Source organism: Bacillus sp. UNC437CL72CviS29, assembly GCF_000482345.1.
In the GTDB taxonomy this organism is placed as follows: Bacteria; Bacillota; Bacilli; order Bacillales; family Bacillaceae_G; genus Bacillus_A; species Bacillus_A arachidis.
The window spans coordinates 47,615-66,692 of the sequence record NZ_AXVB01000018.1 but is presented as its reverse complement, the minus strand read 5'-3'; the positions used below and the strand labels follow the sequence as shown (position 1 = coordinate 66,692).

The following is a 19,078-nucleotide window of genomic DNA, read 5'->3' as shown; positions in this document are numbered from 1 at the left end:
TGGGAAGGTAAAGGTGATGTAAAGATGAGAAAATTAGGTATCTCCATTTATCCAGAACATTCAACCGTAGAAAAAGATATAGAGTATATTGCACTTGCACACAAATATGGATTTAAAAAAATCTTTACTTGCTTGCTGTCAGTAGAAGGTGATAAGGAAAAAATTATGAGGGAATTTAAAGAAACAATTGCATTTGCAAATCAATTAGGTATGGAAGTAATGGTTGATATATCTCCTCGTGTATTTGGAGATTTAGATATTTCCTATAAAGACTTATCATTCTTTGCTGATTTAGGAGCGTATGGAATCCGTCTAGATATGGGATTTACAGGAACTGAAGAGTCCATCATGACACATAATCCCTATAATTTAAAAGTTGAAATTAATATGAGCAATGCAACGCATTATTTAGATAATCTCATTGCTTATAAGCCTAATAAAGAGAATTTAGTAGGGTCACATAATTTCTATCCTCATCGTTATGCGGGATTAAGCTATGCTCATTTTCTAAAATGCTGTGAGCAATTTAAACACCATAATATTCGTACAGCAGCATTCATTAGTTCACAAGCAGCAACTTACGGACCTTGGCCAGTAACAGAAGGTTTATGTACATTAGAAATGCATCGTGAATTACCAATTGTAACGCAAGCCAAACACTTATTTGCAACTGGAGTAATAGATGATGTGATTATTGCTAACGCATATGCATCAAAGATTGAATTAGAAGCCCTCAGTACATTAAACAGTGAATTGCTAACGCTTTATATAGAACTATATGACACAATTACAGAGTTAGAGAAAAAGATTGTGCTAGAAGAATTTCATTTTTATCGTGGAGATGTTTCAGAATACCTTATTCGCTCGACTCAATCACGTGTAAAATATAAACGAGAAGAACTTAAACCAACCTATACCCCTGATATTAGAAGAGGAGACATTTTAATTGAGAATGAGCTATATGGACAATACAAGGGTGAATTACAGATTGCGTTGAAAGACATGGAGAATTCAGGTAAAACGAATGTGGTTGGCCGGATAGTTGAGGAGGAAATTTTTCTCCTTGATTATCTCGATCCTTGGGAGAAATTCCAATTTTCAATTAAGTGATTTTATCGAGAAAAACCTCAAAGTAAGGGAAAGGGAAGGGACAGAACGCTCCTTCTCTTTTTATTTATACTGCTATTTACGGACAGTAAGACTCCCACCTCAAAATTCGGCAAAAGCAAAGAAGGTAGGTGGGAGATCGACTGTCCGTAAAAGCCCGATTGGTGAGGGCTGATAATCAGTGGGGGATGAAGAAAACCCCCACTAATTAAAGTTTCACTTTATACACAAGGAGGAACCAGTATGAGTTATATTATTGGAGTAGACGGTGGAGGTACTAAAACGGAAGCGGTAGCTTATAATTTAAATGGTGAAAAAATAAGTGAGGGTAAAGCAGGGTTCGGAAATTTACTTTTAGATGAAAAACAAGCTATGCATAATATTATTAGTGCGATTGAACAATGCTTAGTTCCTTTAAAAAAGGAAGAATGCCAGTATATATGCCTAGGATTGGCCGGGTATGGAGGGGTTAAAAATACAAAAGGTATAAAAGATGCTCTCTCTGAGGCGTTTCATATCCCGTTTACGATAGTCAATGATGGAATTATTGCACATGCAGCTTTACTAAAAGGGAAAGATGGTATTTTAACAATTTCAGGAACCGGTTCTGTTAGTATTGGAATTCATAATGGTATTGAAAAATTAGCAGGTGGTTGGGGACATATTCTTGGAGATGAAGGAAGTGGGTATTGGATTGCTATGCAGGCTTTTATTAAAATGACGCAAGAGGAAGATGGGGAAGGGAATTATAGTGACCTAACTAAGTTGGTACTAACAAAACTTGGTTATCAGAATGTACTAGAATTAAAAACATTTATTTATTCCTCAACTAAAGCGGATATTGCGTCATTTGTTCCAATAATCGTTCAACAAGCAAAAGCAGGAGATGGTTTTGCAGAGAATATTCTCAAGCAAGCGGGCTATCACCTTGCCAAGACTACGCTTGCTGTTTGGAAGAAACTAAATTTTGATAACGATGTTACAATTGCTATTAAAGGGGGTATATTAACTAATATACCGTCTGTACAAACCGCCTTTATTGAAAATATTAAACAAGAAAAACCGAAAGTCCAATTTATTTTAGAAGATGTATCATCTACATTAGGGGGATATTATTTAGCTCTGAAATATATGAGTTAATTAAAAGGTAAGGGAGCCATTCAATATGCATGTTGTAAATGTATTGTTAAAAATCGAGAGTTTATTACATCAATTACCAAAGTCTGAAGGGAAAATAGCACAATATATTTTAGACAATCCTCAAGAAGTGATTAGAATGACTATACATGAATTAGCTGCGCATGCTAATGCTAGTAGTTCGGCGGTCACTAGACTTTGTCGTTCTATCGAAATTGCTAGTTTTTCGGAGTTAAAGGTATCTCTATCATCGTATATCTCACAACCAGAGAAGAAAGGTTTTTATGATATTGAACCAAATGAAACAATAGCGGAAATTAAAGAAAAAATAGTTTCTAACTCTGTACAGGCGATACAAGAAACAGCGATTTATTTAGATGAAGTTATTCTTAATCAAATTGTTGAAACTATGAGAAATGCTGATGTTATTTATGCCTATGGATTAGGAGCTTCATGGCTTGTTGCGGAAGATATTACTCATAAATGGTTACGTTTAGGAAAGATTGTAAGTGCAAATCAAGACGCACATATCATGGCGACAGCACTTGCTGCATCCACAAAAAATTGTGTTTTTTTCAGTATATCTAATAGTGGAGAAACTGAAGAAGTACTGCAACTTGTTGATATTGCTAAAGCATCTGGTATTCAAACAATTGGATTATCACGATTTGGTAATAACAGATTAACTAACAAAGTCGATATGTCTTTGCAACATGTTCGTGCACCAGAGGCAAAATTTCGTAGTGCAGCAACTAGTTCGTTATTCGCACAATTTCTGACTATTGACATAATCTTTTATGCATATGCATCAAAATATTATGATGAAAATATTAAAGAAATTGAACGTTCAAGAGAATCAGTATTAAGATTCACAGGAAAAAAATCCTTCTAAGATATAAAGTGTAATAAATCTCATTACAAATTATTTACCTGTGATTTTTGCTGCGTAGTTATTGAACTGTTATTTAAAGAGCCTATGTCTATTTAAGATAAGGCTTTTTTCTTTGTATAACTTTTACTATTAGAAGAATCGTAGCATCGCCATCAAGACAAGATTTTGAAGTACTTTCGATAGGAGGTTCGATGATCAAGATAGAAAAAACGTTTGGAATCGTCTTATTAACTCTAAATCATATAATAGGCATAGAGGAAATTAACGGCTTCTCTTGTTTTTGGTTTGTGTTGTTATTTACATTATACAAAAATTTGGAATAGTACTCCTTTTTGTGTCCTCAAAATCCTTGGTATATTAGAATTGGAAATTATGAAATTGATTCATATGATAAAATTGGATCGCATGTAATTTGGATTCCGTAGAAAATAAAAGACGGAAAATCGAAAAGATTCTGGATTGTATCAAGATTCTTTTTGTAGAGAGTAGGGTGAACACATGAACGAACAATATTATGACGCGGTATTAAATATAAAAACAGTTGGAGAACAAAAAGGATTTAATAAATCTTTACACTATCATCGCTATGAACCAACGCCATATAGTGGTCTAGAAGAACTGTTGAATCAATATGAAATAAGTAGTAATGATCGAATAGTAGACTTTGGGTGCGGAAAAGGGCGACTAAACTTTTATATGCATCATAAGTGCGGTGCTTCAGCAGTTGGGATTGAAATGAATGAAGAGTTCTATAAGGAAGCAATGGAAAACCGTGAGCGTTATGCAAGAAAATCAAAGAATATTAAGGATAAAGTTCAATTTCAATGTTGTTTAGCACAAGAATATGAAATTGATCCACGTGATAATCGATTTTATTTCTTTAATCCATTTTCAGTGCAAGTATTTATGAACGTAGTGAATAACATTTTGCTTTCGGTAGAAGAAGTAGAGAGGGATGTTGAACTTATTTTGTATTATCCGTCGGAAGATTATATCTTTTTCTTAGAGAATCAGACTGCTTTTGACCTGAACAAGGAAGTTAGATTGCCTGGAGCTTATGAAAAGAACGGGAATGAGAGGTTTTTAGTTTATAGATTAGAATTATAAAGAAAGCAGGTGTCGATAAGACACCTGCTTTTGTAAAGTTCATATCAGTTCATTAATTTCGGATTAGATAATCAAATGCACCTAAAGCTGCATTCGCTCCTGATCCCATAGAAATAATGATTTGTTTGTACGGATTATTTGTACAGTCGCCTGCAGCAAACACTCCCGGTACATTTGTAGCACCGTGCTTGTCTGTTACGATTTCACCGCGAACACGTTCAACAGTATCGCCTAACCAATCTGTGTTTGGTACAAGACCGATTTGAACGAATACACCTTGAAGTTCAATATGATGAACTTCTTCAGTTTCACGATCGATATAAGAAATACCGTTTACTGTGTCAGTACCAGTAATTTCTTTTGTTTGAACGTTCTTTAGAACCGTTACGTTAGGTAGGCTGTAAAGACGTTCTTGCAAGACAGCATCAGCTTTTAATTCTGGCATGAACTCAAGAACAGTTACGTGTTTTACGATACCTGCTAAGTCGATTGCAGCTTCAATACCAGAGTTACCGCCGCCGATAACTGCTACGTGTTTTCCAGCGAATAGTGGACCGTCACAGTGAGGGCAGTATGCTACACCTTTGTTTTTGAACTCAGCTTCACCTGGTACGCCAACATTGCGCCAACGAGCACCTGTTGAAATGATTACGCTCTTACTTTTCAGAACAGCGCCATTTTCAAGTTCCACTTCAATAAGTTCTTTCTTTTCTAACCGTTTCGCACGTTGTAATTTCATTACATCAATATCGTACTCTTTTACGTGCTCTTCAAGGCTTGCTACTAGCTTAGGACCTTCAGTGCGTTTTACGCTAATGAAGTTCTCAATGCCCATTGTATCCATTACTTGACCACCGAAGCGCTCAGCAACGATACCTGTGCGGATGCCTTTACGTGCTGCGTAAATTGCTGCACTTGCACCAGCTGGACCGCCACCAACAACAAGAACGTCGTATGGATCTTTATCAGAAAACTCTGATGCGTCAGGACCATTACCCATCTTAGCTAGAATTTCTTCAAGTGTCATACGACCACTGCCGAAGGATTCACCATTTAAGTAAACAGTTGGTACTGCCATGATGTCTTTGCTTTCCACTTCTTCTTTAAATGCAGCGCCGTCAATCATAGTATGTGTAATACCAGGGTTAAGAACGCTCATTACATTAAGTGCTTGTACAACATCCGGGCAGTTATGACAGCTTAAGCTGATATAAGATTCAAAATGATATTCACCTTGAATGTTTTTAACTTGATCGATTACTTTTTGTTCAACTTTTGGAGCACGTCCACTCACTTGTAGTAACGCTAACACTAATGAAGTAAATTCGTGTCCTAAAGGAATACCAGCGAAAGTTACTCCAGTGTCTTCACCGATGCGATTTACGCTAAAGCTTGGTGTTCTTTCAAGCTCAGCTTTTTCCACTGTAATCTTAGATGACATAGTAGCTAATTCATCTACTAGAGCTAACATATCTTTAGATACGTCATCGGATCCTGCGCTAACTTTAAGTAGAATATCGTTCTCCATTAATTGAAGGTATTGGGTTAGTTGTGTTTTTATATCTGCATCTAGTATCATTTTGATCAGGCTCCTTAGATTTTGCCTACAAGGTCAAGGCTTGGTTTAAGTGTTGCAGATCCTTCTTTCCATTTAGCTGGGCAAACTTCGCCTGGATTGTTACGAACGTATTGTGCTGCTTTAATTTTGTTAGCAAGGATGCTTGCATCGCGGCCGATACCGTCAGCATTGATTTCCACAGATTGGATAACGCCGTCTGGATCGATGATGAATGTAGCACGAGCAGCAAGACCTTCTTCTTCAACTAATACGTCGAAGTTGCTAGTGATTGTGCGAGTAGGGTCGCCGATCATAATGTATTCGATTTTGCCGATAGTTTCTGAGCTATCATGCCATGCTTTATGTGTGAAGTGAGTGTCTGTAGATACAGAGTATACTTCAGCGCCTAGTTCTTTTAAAGCCCCGTATTGGTTTTGTAAATCTTCAAGTTCAGTTGGGCATACGAATGTGAAGTCTGCTGGGTAGAAGCAAACTACGCTCCATTTTCCTTTGAAACTTTCGTCAGTAACTTGGATAAACTCTCCATTATGGTAAGCATTCGCTTTAAACGGTTTTACTTCTGTTCCGATTAATAACATATTAAAATTCCTCCTAAATGTGGGTTTTGAGCATTATAGATTAGCTTGCTCATAGAATAAAGTTTTTAAATTAACAATAATAATTCTAATTCGATATTAATTATCATATAAAATTGTTTATTTTGTCAAGGGAAATGTATAACTTTATTGAAAATAATTATCAATTGTTTTAGAAATGTAATGTTTTTTCCCTTAAAATAGATGCGATACTGGTAAAATTTATTATTTCCTTTCATTCTATTATAGTAAAAGATACCATCAATAACGCTAACTCTAATTTGAATATTATTTGAAATTTCAAGCCGGTCTTTTTCCATAACCTCATTTAGTGAAAATTTTTATCTGTTAGGGGAGCTTCTTTAAAACAGTATTTAGAGTCAATTTATATTGATAAAGCCTTTATTTCAAGTAAAACGCTGAGCTTTCATGAAGGTTTGACAGATACGTCTATCGATGAAGGGGAAGCGAAACAAGCAATGCTTAGCAAATCAAGTGAACAAAAACCCCCTTGAGAAAAAATTCATTCTCAAGGGGGTTTTTTATTTTTTAAGCAACAAATACATAAAATAAGGAGCTCCAATTAAAGCAACCATAATCCCAGCAGGAATACCGCTTGGTTCTACAATATTACGACCAACCGTGTCTGCCAGTAACAATAACCAGCCACCGATTAGAATGGCTACAGGAATAAATAATTGATGTCTCGGCCCGACTAAAGATTTTGCGATGTGAGGAGCCATGAGTCCGATAAAGGCGATTCCTCCTGTGACCGAAACGGCAGAAGCAGCTAATGCAACGGCTGCTATAAGGAGTGAGCGGCGTTCTTTTTCGAGTGCAACACCAACACCAATTGCTACATGCTCGTTTAATGCAAGGAGATTCAATCGATTTGCTTTATAGAGAGTAAATGGAATGAGCACAGCTAACCATGGAAGGAGTGCGAAAACAAAAATCCAGTCGTCCCCCCAAATGTTACCAGCAATCCACTTTGCGATAAAGTCTACTTTTGCACGTTCAGCAGATGAAATAAGTACAATCATTATTCCAGAAAGAGCGAATGAAAATCCAATTCCTGTTAGTGTCAGTCTTATGGGCTGAAGTCCGGCAGTTTTACTATATGAAAATGCATAGATGAGACAAGCTGTAATAAAGGCGCCGATAAATCCAACAATTGGTAGTGAGTAAACAAATGACCCTGCATCTATTGGAAAATATAAAAAGAAAAGGGCAATTGCAACACCTGCTCCTGAATTAATACCGATAATACCAGGTTCAGCTAAATCATTACGCGTTATGCCTTGTAGTATAGCTCCTGATAGTGCAAGGGCCATACCAGCTAATAGTGTAATTACAATTCTAGGTAATCGAAGAGAAAATAAAATAAACTCTTCTTTAAATGTGCCTTGGCCAAAAAGTGTCGGCAGTAGCCTATCATAGGATAGCGAAGCAGCCCCTAGGCCCATTCCAATTGTGATGGTTGTTGCAATAAGTATAAGTAAGATGAGCACAATTACTCGTTGTTTTTTAGATTGTTGAATCATGAGAACGATCTTCCTCCTTTGCGTACGATAAATAGGAAGAATGGTAAGCCTACTATTGCGATAATTGCAGCGATTGGCGTCTCATACGGTGCGTTGATTGTACGTCCAAGTGTGTCTGCTAATAACATAAAAGAAGAACCGGTAATGGCAGACATCGGTATAACAAACCGATAGTCAGGTCCGACAATAGGACGGACCATATGAGGTACCATTAAACCTATAAATGCCGTATTTCCAACAAGTGCAACAGAAGCACCAGCAAGTAAAATGATAACGATAAAAAGAATGATTTTAATGACGATAATTTTTTGACCTAATCCGACTGCAACTTCTTCGCTTAGGCTAAGAATAGTCAGTTTCTTTGAAAATAAGATTGCTATGAATATACTAATTGAAATAACTGGAACAATGACCTGCAGTTGGCTCCATGATGTTCCGATTACTCCTCCGGCAGTCCACATAGATACATCTTGTGAAATTTTAAAGTAAATCCCAATGCCCTCTGAAATCGCGATTAAAAATGCTGAAACCGCGGCACCAGCGAGTACAATACGAAGAGGAGAAAGGCCACCTTTTTTCATCATACCAATTCCGAAGACCATAATGGCCCCGACAGCGGCACCAATAAAACAAGCAATCATTATATGAAAATAGTTTGCAGAAGGGATAAAGGCAATTGTAATCGCCAAGGCAGCGTTGGCGCCACCAGTTAGCCCAAGTAATCCTGGATCAGCGAGTGGATTTCGCGTTATGCCTTGCATAATTGCACCAGAAACAGCGAGCCCAGCTCCAACAAAAATGGCTGCAATTTCACGGGGTAGCCGAAGTTCACGGATGAGGGAGAGCTTTTCTCCAGTAGCGTTAGAAGTAAGTGCGGTCCATACATCTTGTATGGTGGTATCTGCTGCGCCAAATACCATGGCAAGCATAAAAATAAGGAAGAACATAATGATTCCTAAAATGAACTTGTATATAAAGGAGGTGGAACGTAGATTGTCTTTTGTCATCAGTTTCACATCTTTTCTTTTCATAGAATAAAGGAAGAGGAATTCTTATTTTAAGAATTCCTCATTGTTGTATTATTTACCAAGAAAGCTTTTTTTGAAGAAATCTAATTGAAAATCTAACGTAATTGGATCATTAAAGTAGAATTCTTTTGCATTTACTTCAAAAACTTTATTGTTTTTAACAGCTGGAATATTTTTATACGATTCTGTTTCTTGGAATGAATTATTTGCATCATTGTTTTTACTTACGATTAAGTAATCTCCAGCATATTCAGGTAGAACCTCAGCAGATAATGCATAGTATCCATCTTTTTGCGCTTTTTCTTTTACTTTTTCAGGCATTTTTAATTTCATTTCTTGATAAAGAATTTCCGTTCCACGTCCCCAGTTATCACCAAATACATAAATTTGTTTGTCAAAGTTTTCGATAACAGAAACGGTTGTATCTTCACCAATTTTTGCTTTAATATCTTTTCCTGCAGTTTGTGCACGTTTTTTGAAATCATCGACCCAAGCTTGTGCTTCTTTTTCTTTATTTAGTAGTTTACCGATTTCTAAATGTTGTGTTAAGTAGTCTACTTTTCCATATGTGAATGTTACAGTAGGAGCGATTTTCTTTAACTTATCGATATTTTTAACGTTTGATAAACCAATGATTAAATCTGGATTTAATTCGATGATTTTTTCAATATTTTCATCAGATACTTCTGTAACATCTTTTAATTGTTTCTCGAAACGTGGATTCATTTTAGACCAAGAATCTACACCAACAAGATTTACACCTAAAGACATTACGTTACCTGCGAATGATGATAGTACAACAACACGTTTTGGATTTGCGGGAACTTCAACTTTCCCGTTTTCGGATTGGTATGTAACTGTTTCTGTTTTACTTTCCTTTGCATTTGAAGCGTTTTTCTTATCTGTAGAGCCATTGCTACAAGCACTCATAGCGAGTACAAATAGAACTGTAAGTGAAATGAATAATTTTTTCATTTTTCTTCTCCTTCTATAAAGTGTTTGTAATGTATAGATTTCTAACAAGCTAGGTGTCTCGCTATTAATTATTCTTATAAATCTTGATATCGAGATTTATAAGAATAAAATACTTGATTGATCTAAAAATGAATCTTTATTTTCCTACCAATTTTGTTAATAGTTTACATATTGATAATGATTATCAATATTAACCCTTTAAATAATATAATTTTATCTTTTTGTCTTGTCAATAGTATTTTTAATTGTAAATTTAACGAAAAAAAGATATATTTTATTGATAATGATAATCAATTTTGTTCAATGAATGAGGAGTGAACGGAAATGAATCAAGAAGAGTTATTTGATGTGACCGTGATTGGAGGAGGTCCAGCAGGGCTTTACTCAGCGTTTTATAGTGGACTAAGAGAAATGAAAACAAAGATAATTGAATTTCAGCCACAGTTAGGTGGAAAGATACATGTTTATCCGGAAAAAATGATTTGGGATATCGGGGGATTGCCACCAGTTACTGGAGCGCGGTTAATTGAGCAACTTGTGGAGCAAGGGTTAACATTTCATCCAAAAGTAGTGTTGAATGAAAAGGTAGAATCAATCACTCGGAATGAAGAGGGAATTTTTATACTAACAACTTTCTCTGGTCAAAAGCATTTTTCAAAAACAGTTATTGTAGCTACTGGAAGTGGAATATTGAAACCACAAAAGTTAGCAATTGAAGGTGCAGAGAGGTTTGAAGTCTCAAATTTAAATTATACTGTAAAATCCTTAAAGCGTTTTAAAGATAAGACTGTAATTATTTCAGGAGGAGGAAACTCTGCGATAGATTGGGCAAATGAATTAGAACCCATTGCGAAAAAGGTTTATTTAACATATAGAAAAGATGCTTTAGCTGGCCACGAAGCACAAGTTACTCAACTTATGAATAGTTCGGTAGAGTGTTTCTTTAATACGTCTATTACAAAGTTGATGGCTGATGATAATCACGAAGTAATTGAATATATTGAGTTAACGAATCAAGAAACAGGTGAAGTTTCTCATTTATCTATTGATGAAATCATTATTAATCATGGGTATGAACGTGATATGACGTTATTGGAAAATAGTGAGCTAAATGTTGAAATCGTTGATAATTATTTTATTGCTGGGAGTGCAAGCAGTGAATCTTCCATAGAGGGGTTATATGCTGCTGGGGATATTCTAAAGCATGAAGGGAAATTGCACTTAATTGCTGGGGCCTTCCAAGATGGTGGCAATGCTGTAAATAAGGCGAAACAATTTATTCAGCCAGATGCGAGTGAATATGGAATGGTTTCTTCACATAATGATGTTTTCAAACAGCGTAACCGAGAACTTATTAAGCAAATGGTGAAATAATGGGTTGTGTTAAGAAGGTCAAAGAAAGAAATGAATAGAGAAAAATGCGTAAATGAATGATGAGGGATTTGAAATAAATATCTTTGTAATAGATAAACACCCAGTTACTTTCTTATCTTTATTAAGTAAGGAAGTAGGCTGGGTGTTTATCTGTTTTCTATCTTTTTTCTCATTTGTATTACACCGGTTTCTTCAGTGCACGTCTTTTACATGTATTTTGAAAGAAGAGAGTATAGAGACGTGAACGATTTATTTATAAATCCTTTTTTTGTTTATCTATTTTCTTAAGGCAAGGAAAATCATGCTGTTCCTTGTGCGTAATGATCAGGAAATTGCTTGTTTTGCACAGAGGCAATGTATTGTTTACCATGTTTTCTAGCAACAGATTCTAGTATGTGGCGTACACGTTTTGTAAGTCGCCCCTGATTTTGTAATGCCTCGCAGTATGCATCATAGTAAGCATATTTAGCCCAAAGAAAATCATCTTGTTGGAATAAGAAATGATTTTGGTACCATTCTCCAATTGTACTATAGTTCACGTTTTCATTTATAGCCTTTCTTTGCTCAATAATTCTTTTTGGTAAATCTTTAGAAAGCTGAGCAGCGGTGTTTGTTGTTTCAGATTGTAATGCTTGCTCTAACATTGTAATGATGTGATGAGTAGCCATATGTTAACTCCCCTTTTTGTAAATGGATAAGTGCCATCTGTATTTTTTATATCCTCTATATTACTATACAAGATATGGAATGCATCTACCTGCTTTTTGATTTGTATTTACAAAATCTTTTATAATGATCTAGACATAAAAAATAATAAGGGAATGAAACAATTGTATATAACGGTAAAAGAAGCAGCAGAATATTTAAATCTTCCGGAAGCTTACATTGAAGAATTGATTCAGCAAAAACGAATTCGAGCCGTATATGACGGTGAGCAATATTTGCTGAATAAAGAACAGTTCAATACGCATTTAGAGCAGATGGAAAAATATAAACAGTTAGTAGAAGAAATATTAAATGAGCCAATTCCAGAGGATATGGATGTAAAAGACGAAGATTAAAATTCATGGGTCTATGGTGTAGTATCCTATGAAAAGCTATACAGAATCGTTTTTAAAAATACCGTTTCAAGATGTGTAGAATGAGTATCTTGAAACGGTATTTTTTTATGCGGAAATAGTAAAAGAATGTGCATAAATGGAGGCCGATATCATGCCAGGTATTGATAGGAGCCCTGTTAGTCTTTTGTACATAAGAGACATACATATTGGATAAATGTACCTCCGTGTTAAAAACATATTTTTATATAATGGGACAATCATAGAGAACGTAACATGTACAGATACATATACTATCAGTGCAAACGACTTATAAATGAATGAAAGGAGTTTTCTCATGAGCGAGCTTAGTAGTGATTTGCTGTATGGATTGATTGGAGAGAGTGTTAGAGTGAATCGAGGTGGACCAGAGTCCCAAAAAGGTACAGTGGTTTCGGTTTATTCTGATTACTTTGTCTTGTTAAGTGAAAGTGGAACGGTTTTCTATTATCAGTTAGAGCATATTAAAAGTATTACAAGGAATGTAAAGGAGAGCGGTGTGGAAATTGTAAGTTTACCAACATTTGTAGAAAGTGATGATTTTCACGGCTTACTCCAAAACTTAAAATATCGTTGGGTGAAAATTAATCGCGGTGGTCCTGAAAAAATTGAAGGGATTTTACAAGATGTATCTTGTGAATTTGTAACATTAATCGTAAAAGAGGAAGTTGTACAGATTGCTCATTATCATATTAAAAGCATAAATTACGGTTTACAAGTACAAGCAGAAGAGGATGAAGATAATCAATCAAATAATCAACAATATAGAGCAAGAGCAACAAGACAGTCGAGTCGAAACCGATAATGATAAAGAAGGAAAAAGAGGAAAAGGAGGAGTGGAATTGAAAAATATACAGCCTTTCAATCAAATTAAAGGCTTGGTGTATCAAGGAGTAAAAGTGAACCTCGGCGGACCAGAGAGTCGAACTGGTGTGTTGTTAGCGGTTGGAGATGACTATCTTGTTCTTCAAGCCAATACGGGTGAAGTTGTTTATTATCAACAAGAGCATGTTAAAAGCGTGATAAATAAAGCAAAAGAACTAGGTATTGCCGCTAACTTTATCGAGCAGCCATATGTGACGGGGCAAGCTTTTCAAGATATACTTGCTACTTTGAAGCATAAGTGGGTAAAAATTAATCGTGGTGGTCCAGAGAGTGTTGAAGGTATATTAAGTGAAGTGAATGATGAATATATTACATTAGTGAACCGCGATGAAGTGATTTATATTGTTACATTTCACATTAAAAATGTAAATCAAATTACTAAAAATAAGAAAAATGAAGAAGAAAATTAATTATTAAAAATAAGAAGGGGCATATGGAAACAAGGGTCGAGAATGGAGACTGCTCAATAGGTCTTGTTTTTTCTTATAATATTGGTTACATGTCCCGCACATTTTTTGTGAGAAATGGATCATGTTTGTATTCCGTCATTAGAAATATGAAAAAGCAATGTGTGCTGTAAATAGGTCATAATCAATCTTATTTTTAGCGATATTGTCAAAATTAGTATTTGTAGAAAGGAGGACACAGATGAATGACCTAAGCAAAAATATTGGAGAATATATCTATGTTAAATTAATCGGTGAGAAAAGGTTTAAAGGATTATTAATTGATGTAGGCAATGATATTGTCGTTATTTATGATGGGAAAGATTATATCTATATTTCTTCATATCATATTCAATATTATAAATTTTTGGAGAGTCCTATGGCCGAAATACAAAAGCCAGAAACAGATTCTGTTATTAAAAGAGAGTCACCATCAATTTCGCTAAGGAAAGTCTTGAGTACATCGAAAGGGATCTTTACGGAGATTTATGTAGCTGGTGATTACGCTATTCATGGTTATGTTACAAGTATTATGAATGACTATTTAGTATTCTATAGCCCCGTGTACAAAACAGTATATGTTTCTTTAAAACATTTAAAATGGTTAATCCCCTATCAAGAAAATCAAATTCCGTATGCCCTCAATAAAAATGAACTTCCAGTTAATCCATTAAATATTACACTAGCTAGAACATTTGAAGAACAGCTAATCAAAGTAGCAGGGAAAATTATAGTGTTCGATTTAGGAGAGCTCTCAAATAAAATAGGGAAGATGACAAAAATTGAAGACGGTCATATTGAATTGATTAAGGCGCGTGATGAAAAAGTATATTTAAATATTCAACATGTAAAATCGGTTCATTTTCCGTAAGTTTGTTATGATGGCTTGCTTTTTCTTTTATGCATGTAAAAGAAAAAGCAAGCCTATTTTTGTCTTCCCATTCGGATGGGGAGTAGTACTTCAACCTAAAAAGAAAGGTTACATGTCGTTTTTTCAATTTGTATTTATAGAGTTATGAGTTAATAAGGCATATTTTCATAATAAAAAATGTGTACGAGCATGTTTATTATGTCCAAGCTACCCTTTCAAAATTGAATAAATTATGTATTATCTAATTAAATATTAAAGGAGTTTTCAAAGTGAGTCAGCTTAAACATTCATTTTCAATTACATTACTTGGTAGTGGCGGTGGAGCAGCTAAAGCAGTATTGGCAGTGTTAAACCAATCTGTGGTAAATATCAATGATCCTATTTATTCCGTGATAAAAGATTTAAAGTTTCATCTTGTTGATATAAAGCAAAAGGAAAAAAATTATTATGATGAATTATTTCCAAACTTGAAGGACAAATTCTTTCTTCATGAAATAAATCTTCAAAATTCGGTACTGTTTAAACAGCATTTACAGCAAACGGATACTGGTGTAGTTATCGACGTTTCTGGAGCAGATACGATTAGTATACTGAGTTGTTGTAATGAATTAGGAATTGCTTATATAAATTCAGCTTTAGAGAATGAACAGGTTGATCAAGATGATAGTTTAATGGGTTTTCAGCTTACGGAACGCTATACGAGATTTGAAAAGGAAAAAAATAAATTTACAAACACAAGAGCTATTATAGGATCAGGAATGAATCCTGGTGTTGTTCAATGGATGGTTGTACAGCTTATGAAAGAACAACCAGAGAAAAAGCCACGAGCATGTTATATTATAGAGCATGATTATTCTTTCTTTGCAGACCAAAATCTTATAAAACCAAATACTCTTTATGCTTCATGGGCTGTAGAACGTTTTCTTGATGAAGCGATATTAAGTTATCCAATGTATGTAAGTCATCATCGACCAATCTATTTTTATGAGGATGTATATGCTTCGGAGTATAAGGTGAGATTAGGAGAGAAAGAGTTTCATGGTTGTCTAATGCCACATGAAGAAGTTCTTATTCTTGGAAAAACATTTGATATGGAAGTAGGTTTCCTTTACCGTATTAATGAATATACAACAGATTTAATTCGAAAAAATCTAGATGATGTGGATAAATTATGGAATTGGAATCGAAAGGTTTTTAATCCGGCAGAGGACGAAATAGCTGGAGAGGATTTAGTTGGTGTGTTACTTGTTTATGAAGACAATGAAAAATATATGTATAATGTAATGAATAGTAGTGAGGTTTTTCAGAAATATAAGACGAATGCAACTTATTTTCAGGTTGGTTGTGGCATTTATGCTGGATTGTCCAGCCTGCTGTTAGATATATTTTCACCAGGTGCATATTATGTTGAGGAATTATTACTTAATACAAAAAGCAAATATGGTGAATATTTACGTGTTTATATGAACGATTTTGTGATAGGTGATAATTCATTTACAGATGGATTGCTTCATGAGCGAGTGAAGTGGATCTAATTAACTATTTGTTAAAGAAGGGGCACTCCCTTTATTATATTGGTACAGGGAAAAAGCCAAGGAACCTTGCCAAATATATAGAATTTAAAAACAAGAGTACTTTTCAGAAAAGTGCTCTTGTTGTGTAAATATAAACATTTTATGAAAAGTTACAAGAATGCTTTTTTTTATAAAATACTTAGTTTATAATGGAGGAAAATATCGACATGAAGTTTTATTACTCATGTACCGGTTTGTAGTTTTTACTTGTACGAATGGTTATAACAAGTTGGGTTTATGTGAATTAAAAAAGAGGGGTGCACATGCATCCTTTTTTCTATGTTGATATTATGACAGAGGTGGTACGATGGAACTAACATTAAATTCGACCGTATGTTTACACACGATTCAATTTCAAAAAGATCAAAAGAATTATATTGTAAAAGATACAATTACAGGAGAAAAATATGAAATGCCGCCACTTTGCATTGATGCACTTGCAATGATGCGTGACGGCTTTTTATTGGGAGAAATTGAAGAAAAGCTAAAGGAAGAGTATCCAAAAGAAGAAGTAAATATTTTGGAATTTGCGAGGCAATTGTTAGAACTAGAGCTTGTCGGAATGGTTGATGGAGAAGAAATTATTTGTACGAAAAAGAAAGATAAAGACTATTTTGCCTGGATTCGTCCTCGGGTTGAACAGTTTTTTCTTAATTTGAATCGAAAATATCGAAGCAGAGATCAATGATGATCTCTGCTTTTTTGTTGAATTAGAAAATAACCGCGAATGCTCTAGCAAAAGCGCCGTCACTATTTTTAATTTTTAATGGTGCTGCTGAAAAGAAAAAGCGTTTTGTTACAAGAATAAAAATAGGTATTCACCCAACTAAGGATTCCAGCATATGGTGGTTTATGTAAGTAAACTGCTGCAAAGGAGTGAGTGCAGTGACAGGGAAGATTTTAAATTATTATGCTGGTGGTAATACAGCTAGAGGTTTTTATAGTCTATACGAGGAAAACTTAAGTGGATTGGAAAGGCTGTTCATTTTGAAAGGTGGTCCAGGGACAGGGAAATCCTCACTGATGAAAGCGATTGGGCATGAGTGGACTGGAAGAGGATATGATATTGAATTTTTGCATTGTTCTTCTGATAACAAATCCATCGATGGTGTTATTATCCCCAAATTAAAAGTAGGAATTGTAGATGGAACAGCACCACATGTCATTGAGCCAAAAACACCTGGAGTTGTAGAAGAATATGTAAACTTAGGCGTTGCTTGGGATTCAGAAAAGTTACGAAAGCATAAAGATGCGATTACACGTTATATATCGGAAGCCAGCGGTGCCTTTCAATCAGCGTATGCTTGTTTCAAAGAGGCATTAGCTATACACGATGATTGGGAGAAAATTTATATTGATAATATTGATTTTGAAAAAGCAAATGAAGTAACAAATCAGCTTATACAAAAGTTATTTGCAACTAACAAAGGAATGCAGGCGGTTGTAAAGCACCGTTTCTTAGGAGCAGCGACACCAAAAGGTGCGGTTGATTTTGTTCCGAATTTAACTGAAGGGATTCCTCATCGTTACTTTATAAAAGGGCGCCCTGGGTCAGGGAAATCTACGATGTTAAAAAAAATAGCAGCGGCAGCAGAAGAAAAAGGTTTTGAAGTTGAAGTATATCATTGTGGATTTGATCCAAATAGTCTAGATATGATTATTGTAAGAGAGTTGGGATTTGCAATCTTTGACAGCACAGCACCACATGAGTATTTTCCAGAGCGAGAAGGTGACAAGGTTATTGATATGTATGATCTCATTGTTAATCCCGGAACAGATGAAAAATATGCTACAGAAATTCGCAATGTTTCGATTCAATATAAAACAAAAATGAATGAGGCGATGTCCTTCTTGGCAAAAGCAAAAGCAGTACGAGATAAGTTAGAGCGGATTTATATTGCTGCTATGGACTTTTCAAAGGTAGAGGAATATAAAAAAGAAATACAAAGAGAATTTGAGCGACTTGCAGAGGTTGATACTCAGAAACAAAAGTAGGAAAGTTTCGGGCTGTCAGGTAATTCCTGACAGCTGTTTTGAAATGTAGTAGAATTAGTATTATAGTTGTCGAATTTCCAGGGAAATGATCAGAATATGAGGGTGATACATATGAGAGATAAAATTCAATTGGAATTAGAGAAAATCGAGAAAGAGAACGATGTGAACATTTTATTTGCAGTAGAATCTGGAAGCCGGGCATGGGGATTTCCGTCGAAAGATAGTGACTATGATGTTAGATTTGTATATATTCATCAAGTAGATTGGTATTTATCTATTAATGAGAAGCGTGATGTCATTGAATATCCAATTAGTGATGCATTGGATATAAGTGGCTGGGATATTCGAAAAGCCTTGCAGCTATTTGCAAAATCAAATCCTGCATTATTAGAGTGGATCCGTTCGCCAATCTTTTACTCTAAGAACTCGGATCTTCCAGAACGTTTACAAAAAATAAGCGAAGATGATTTTGATCCAAAGGCAACAATGTATCATTACTTACATATGGCTTCAAAAAACTATCGTGAATTTCTACAAGAAGAGAGTGTGAAGTTAAAAAAATACTTCTATGTATTACGTCCTATTTTAGCTTGCAAATGGTTAGAAGAGAAAGGGACATTGCCGCCTGTAGAGTTTGAGGAGTTAATGAATGAACTGGCGTTAAAACAAAATCTTCTAGCTGAGATTAATGATTTACTAATAAAGAAAAAAAGTGGTGTCGAGCTGGATGCTGGCCCGAAAATTACATTATTAAATGAATTCTTGGAGGAGCAGATTTCTTATTATCAAGAATATGTAAAAGAAATTGAAAAGGGAAAGGGCATTGAAGTTGAGAAGTTGAATGATTTATTTAGGGATATATTATTTAAGAGAGGAACAGAGCACCGATAAT

Annotated in this window: 19 protein-coding genes and 2 pseudogenes; 14 read left to right on the top strand and 7 right to left on the bottom strand. The window is 35.0% G+C overall.

Annotated elements, in window-relative coordinates; translation table 11 throughout:
- Window positions 1-24 precede the first annotated feature (24 nt).
- The 4 genes from M014_RS0115720 to M014_RS0115700 all read left to right on the top strand — a co-directional run bounded on the left by M014_RS0115720 (window position 25) and on the right by M014_RS0115700 (window position 4,243).
- The gene (locus tag M014_RS0115720) at window positions 25-1,110 is read left to right on the top strand and encodes a DUF871 domain-containing protein (protein ID WP_026592599.1); all 1,086 of its coding nucleotides are present in this window, start codon (window positions 25-27) and stop codon (window positions 1,108-1,110) included.
- Window positions 1,111-1,350: 240 nt separating this feature from the next.
- The gene (locus tag M014_RS0115715; RefSeq protein ID WP_026592598.1) at window positions 1,351-2,247 is read left to right on the top strand and encodes an N-acetylglucosamine kinase; all 897 of its coding nucleotides are present in this window, start codon (window positions 1,351-1,353) and stop codon (window positions 2,245-2,247) included.
- Window positions 2,248-2,272: 25 nt separating this feature from the next.
- Window positions 2,273-3,136, top strand: a complete 864-nt coding sequence (locus tag M014_RS0115710) for a MurR/RpiR family transcriptional regulator (protein WP_026592597.1) — start codon at window positions 2,273-2,275, stop codon at window positions 3,134-3,136.
- A gap of 498 nt (window positions 3,137-3,634) precedes the next feature.
- Window positions 3,635-4,243 (top strand): SAM-dependent methyltransferase, encoded by a 609-nt coding sequence (locus M014_RS0115700; RefSeq protein ID WP_026592596.1) that lies wholly within the window; start codon window positions 3,635-3,637, stop codon window positions 4,241-4,243.
- A gap of 52 nt (window positions 4,244-4,295) precedes the next feature.
- Here M014_RS0115700 and ahpF read toward each other — a convergent pair whose 3' ends face one another.
- Both ahpF and ahpC read right to left on the bottom strand, forming a co-directional pair.
- Complete coding sequence (gene ahpF, locus M014_RS0115695) at window positions 4,296-5,822, bottom strand: alkyl hydroperoxide reductase subunit F (RefSeq protein WP_026592595.1); 1,527 nt, start codon at window positions 5,820-5,822, stop codon at window positions 4,296-4,298.
- 14 nt (window positions 5,823-5,836) lie between these two features.
- Window positions 5,837-6,400, bottom strand: a complete 564-nt coding sequence (gene ahpC, locus M014_RS0115690; protein WP_026592594.1) for an alkyl hydroperoxide reductase subunit C — start codon at window positions 6,398-6,400, stop codon at window positions 5,837-5,839.
- Window positions 6,401-6,753: 353 nt separating this feature from the next.
- Between ahpC and M014_RS30150 the strand changes: the two are divergent.
- Window positions 6,754-6,912, top strand: a pseudogene (locus M014_RS30150) (DeoR/GlpR family DNA-binding transcription regulator); the annotation flags it as partial.
- 27 nt (window positions 6,913-6,939) lie between these two features.
- On the opposite strand, the gene M014_RS0115685 reads toward M014_RS30150, so the two are convergent.
- Genes M014_RS0115685 through M014_RS0115675 form a run of 3 tightly spaced genes read right to left on the bottom strand, consistent with a single transcriptional unit; the run spans window position 6,940 to window position 9,944 of the window.
- Window positions 6,940-7,941, bottom strand: coding sequence for a FecCD family ABC transporter permease (locus M014_RS0115685; protein ID WP_026592593.1), 1,002 nt, complete (start codon window positions 7,939-7,941; stop codon window positions 6,940-6,942).
- Window positions 7,938-8,972 carry a FecCD family ABC transporter permease gene (locus tag M014_RS0115680; RefSeq protein ID WP_026592592.1) on the bottom strand — a complete coding sequence of 345 codons (1,035 nt, stop codon included), beginning with the start codon at window positions 8,970-8,972 and terminating at the stop codon, window positions 7,938-7,940. Before M014_RS0115680 ends, M014_RS0115685 begins: the two co-directional genes overlap by 4 nt.
- A gap of 48 nt (window positions 8,973-9,020) precedes the next feature.
- Window positions 9,021-9,944: an iron-hydroxamate ABC transporter substrate-binding protein gene (locus tag M014_RS0115675; RefSeq protein ID WP_026592591.1), complete on the bottom strand. Its 924-nt coding sequence runs from the start codon at window positions 9,942-9,944 to the stop codon at window positions 9,021-9,023.
- Window positions 9,945-10,268: 324 nt separating this feature from the next.
- Between M014_RS0115675 and M014_RS0115670 the strand changes: the two genes are divergently transcribed.
- Window positions 10,269-11,318, top strand: a complete 1,050-nt coding sequence (locus M014_RS0115670; protein WP_026592590.1) for an NAD(P)/FAD-dependent oxidoreductase — start codon at window positions 10,269-10,271, stop codon at window positions 11,316-11,318.
- A 299-nt stretch (window positions 11,319-11,617) separates the two neighbouring features.
- Here M014_RS0115670 and M014_RS0115665 read toward each other — a convergent pair whose 3' ends face one another.
- Window positions 11,618-11,986 carry a hypothetical protein gene (locus M014_RS0115665; RefSeq protein ID WP_026592589.1) on the bottom strand — a complete coding sequence of 123 codons (369 nt, stop codon included), beginning with the start codon at window positions 11,984-11,986 and terminating at the stop codon, window positions 11,618-11,620.
- Between the two features lie 153 nt (window positions 11,987-12,139).
- Between M014_RS0115665 and M014_RS0115660 the strand changes: the two genes are divergently transcribed.
- The 6 genes from M014_RS0115660 to M014_RS0115635 all read left to right on the top strand — a co-directional run bounded on the left by M014_RS0115660 (window position 12,140) and on the right by M014_RS0115635 (window position 16,879).
- On the top strand, window positions 12,140-12,379 hold the full coding sequence (locus M014_RS0115660) for a helix-turn-helix domain-containing protein (protein ID WP_090692530.1): 240 nt from the start codon (window positions 12,140-12,142) through the stop codon (window positions 12,377-12,379).
- Window positions 12,380-12,713: 334 nt separating this feature from the next.
- Window positions 12,714-13,220, top strand: a complete 507-nt coding sequence (locus M014_RS0115655) for a hypothetical protein (protein ID WP_026592587.1) — start codon at window positions 12,714-12,716, stop codon at window positions 13,218-13,220.
- 37 nt (window positions 13,221-13,257) lie between these two features.
- On the top strand, window positions 13,258-13,710 hold the full coding sequence (locus M014_RS0115650) for a hypothetical protein (protein ID WP_026592586.1): 453 nt from the start codon (window positions 13,258-13,260) through the stop codon (window positions 13,708-13,710).
- A gap of 238 nt (window positions 13,711-13,948) precedes the next feature.
- Window positions 13,949-14,617, top strand: coding sequence for a hypothetical protein (locus M014_RS0115645; RefSeq protein WP_026592585.1), 669 nt, complete (start codon window positions 13,949-13,951; stop codon window positions 14,615-14,617).
- Between the two features lie 269 nt (window positions 14,618-14,886).
- The gene (locus M014_RS0115640; RefSeq protein ID WP_026592584.1) at window positions 14,887-16,152 is read left to right on the top strand and encodes a hypothetical protein; all 1,266 of its coding nucleotides are present in this window, start codon (window positions 14,887-14,889) and stop codon (window positions 16,150-16,152) included.
- Between the two features lie 346 nt (window positions 16,153-16,498).
- A complete protein-coding gene (locus M014_RS0115635; RefSeq protein WP_026592583.1) occupies window positions 16,499-16,879 on the top strand; it encodes a hypothetical protein in 381 nt (126 codons plus the stop codon).
- 22 nt (window positions 16,880-16,901) lie between these two features.
- Here M014_RS0115635 and M014_RS29250 read toward each other — a convergent pair.
- Window positions 16,902-16,985: pseudogene (locus tag M014_RS29250) on the bottom strand (cyclase family protein); the annotation flags it as partial.
- A gap of 82 nt (window positions 16,986-17,067) precedes the next feature.
- Here M014_RS29250 and M014_RS0115630 point away from each other — a divergent pair.
- Window positions 17,068-18,186, top strand: a complete 1,119-nt coding sequence (locus M014_RS0115630) for a PRK06851 family protein (protein ID WP_170833677.1) — start codon at window positions 17,068-17,070, stop codon at window positions 18,184-18,186.
- A 111-nt stretch (window positions 18,187-18,297) separates the two neighbouring features.
- The gene (locus tag M014_RS0115625) at window positions 18,298-19,077 is read left to right on the top strand and encodes a nucleotidyltransferase domain-containing protein (protein ID WP_026592581.1); all 780 of its coding nucleotides are present in this window, start codon (window positions 18,298-18,300) and stop codon (window positions 19,075-19,077) included.
- The last annotated feature ends 1 nt before the right edge of the window (window position 19,078 follow it).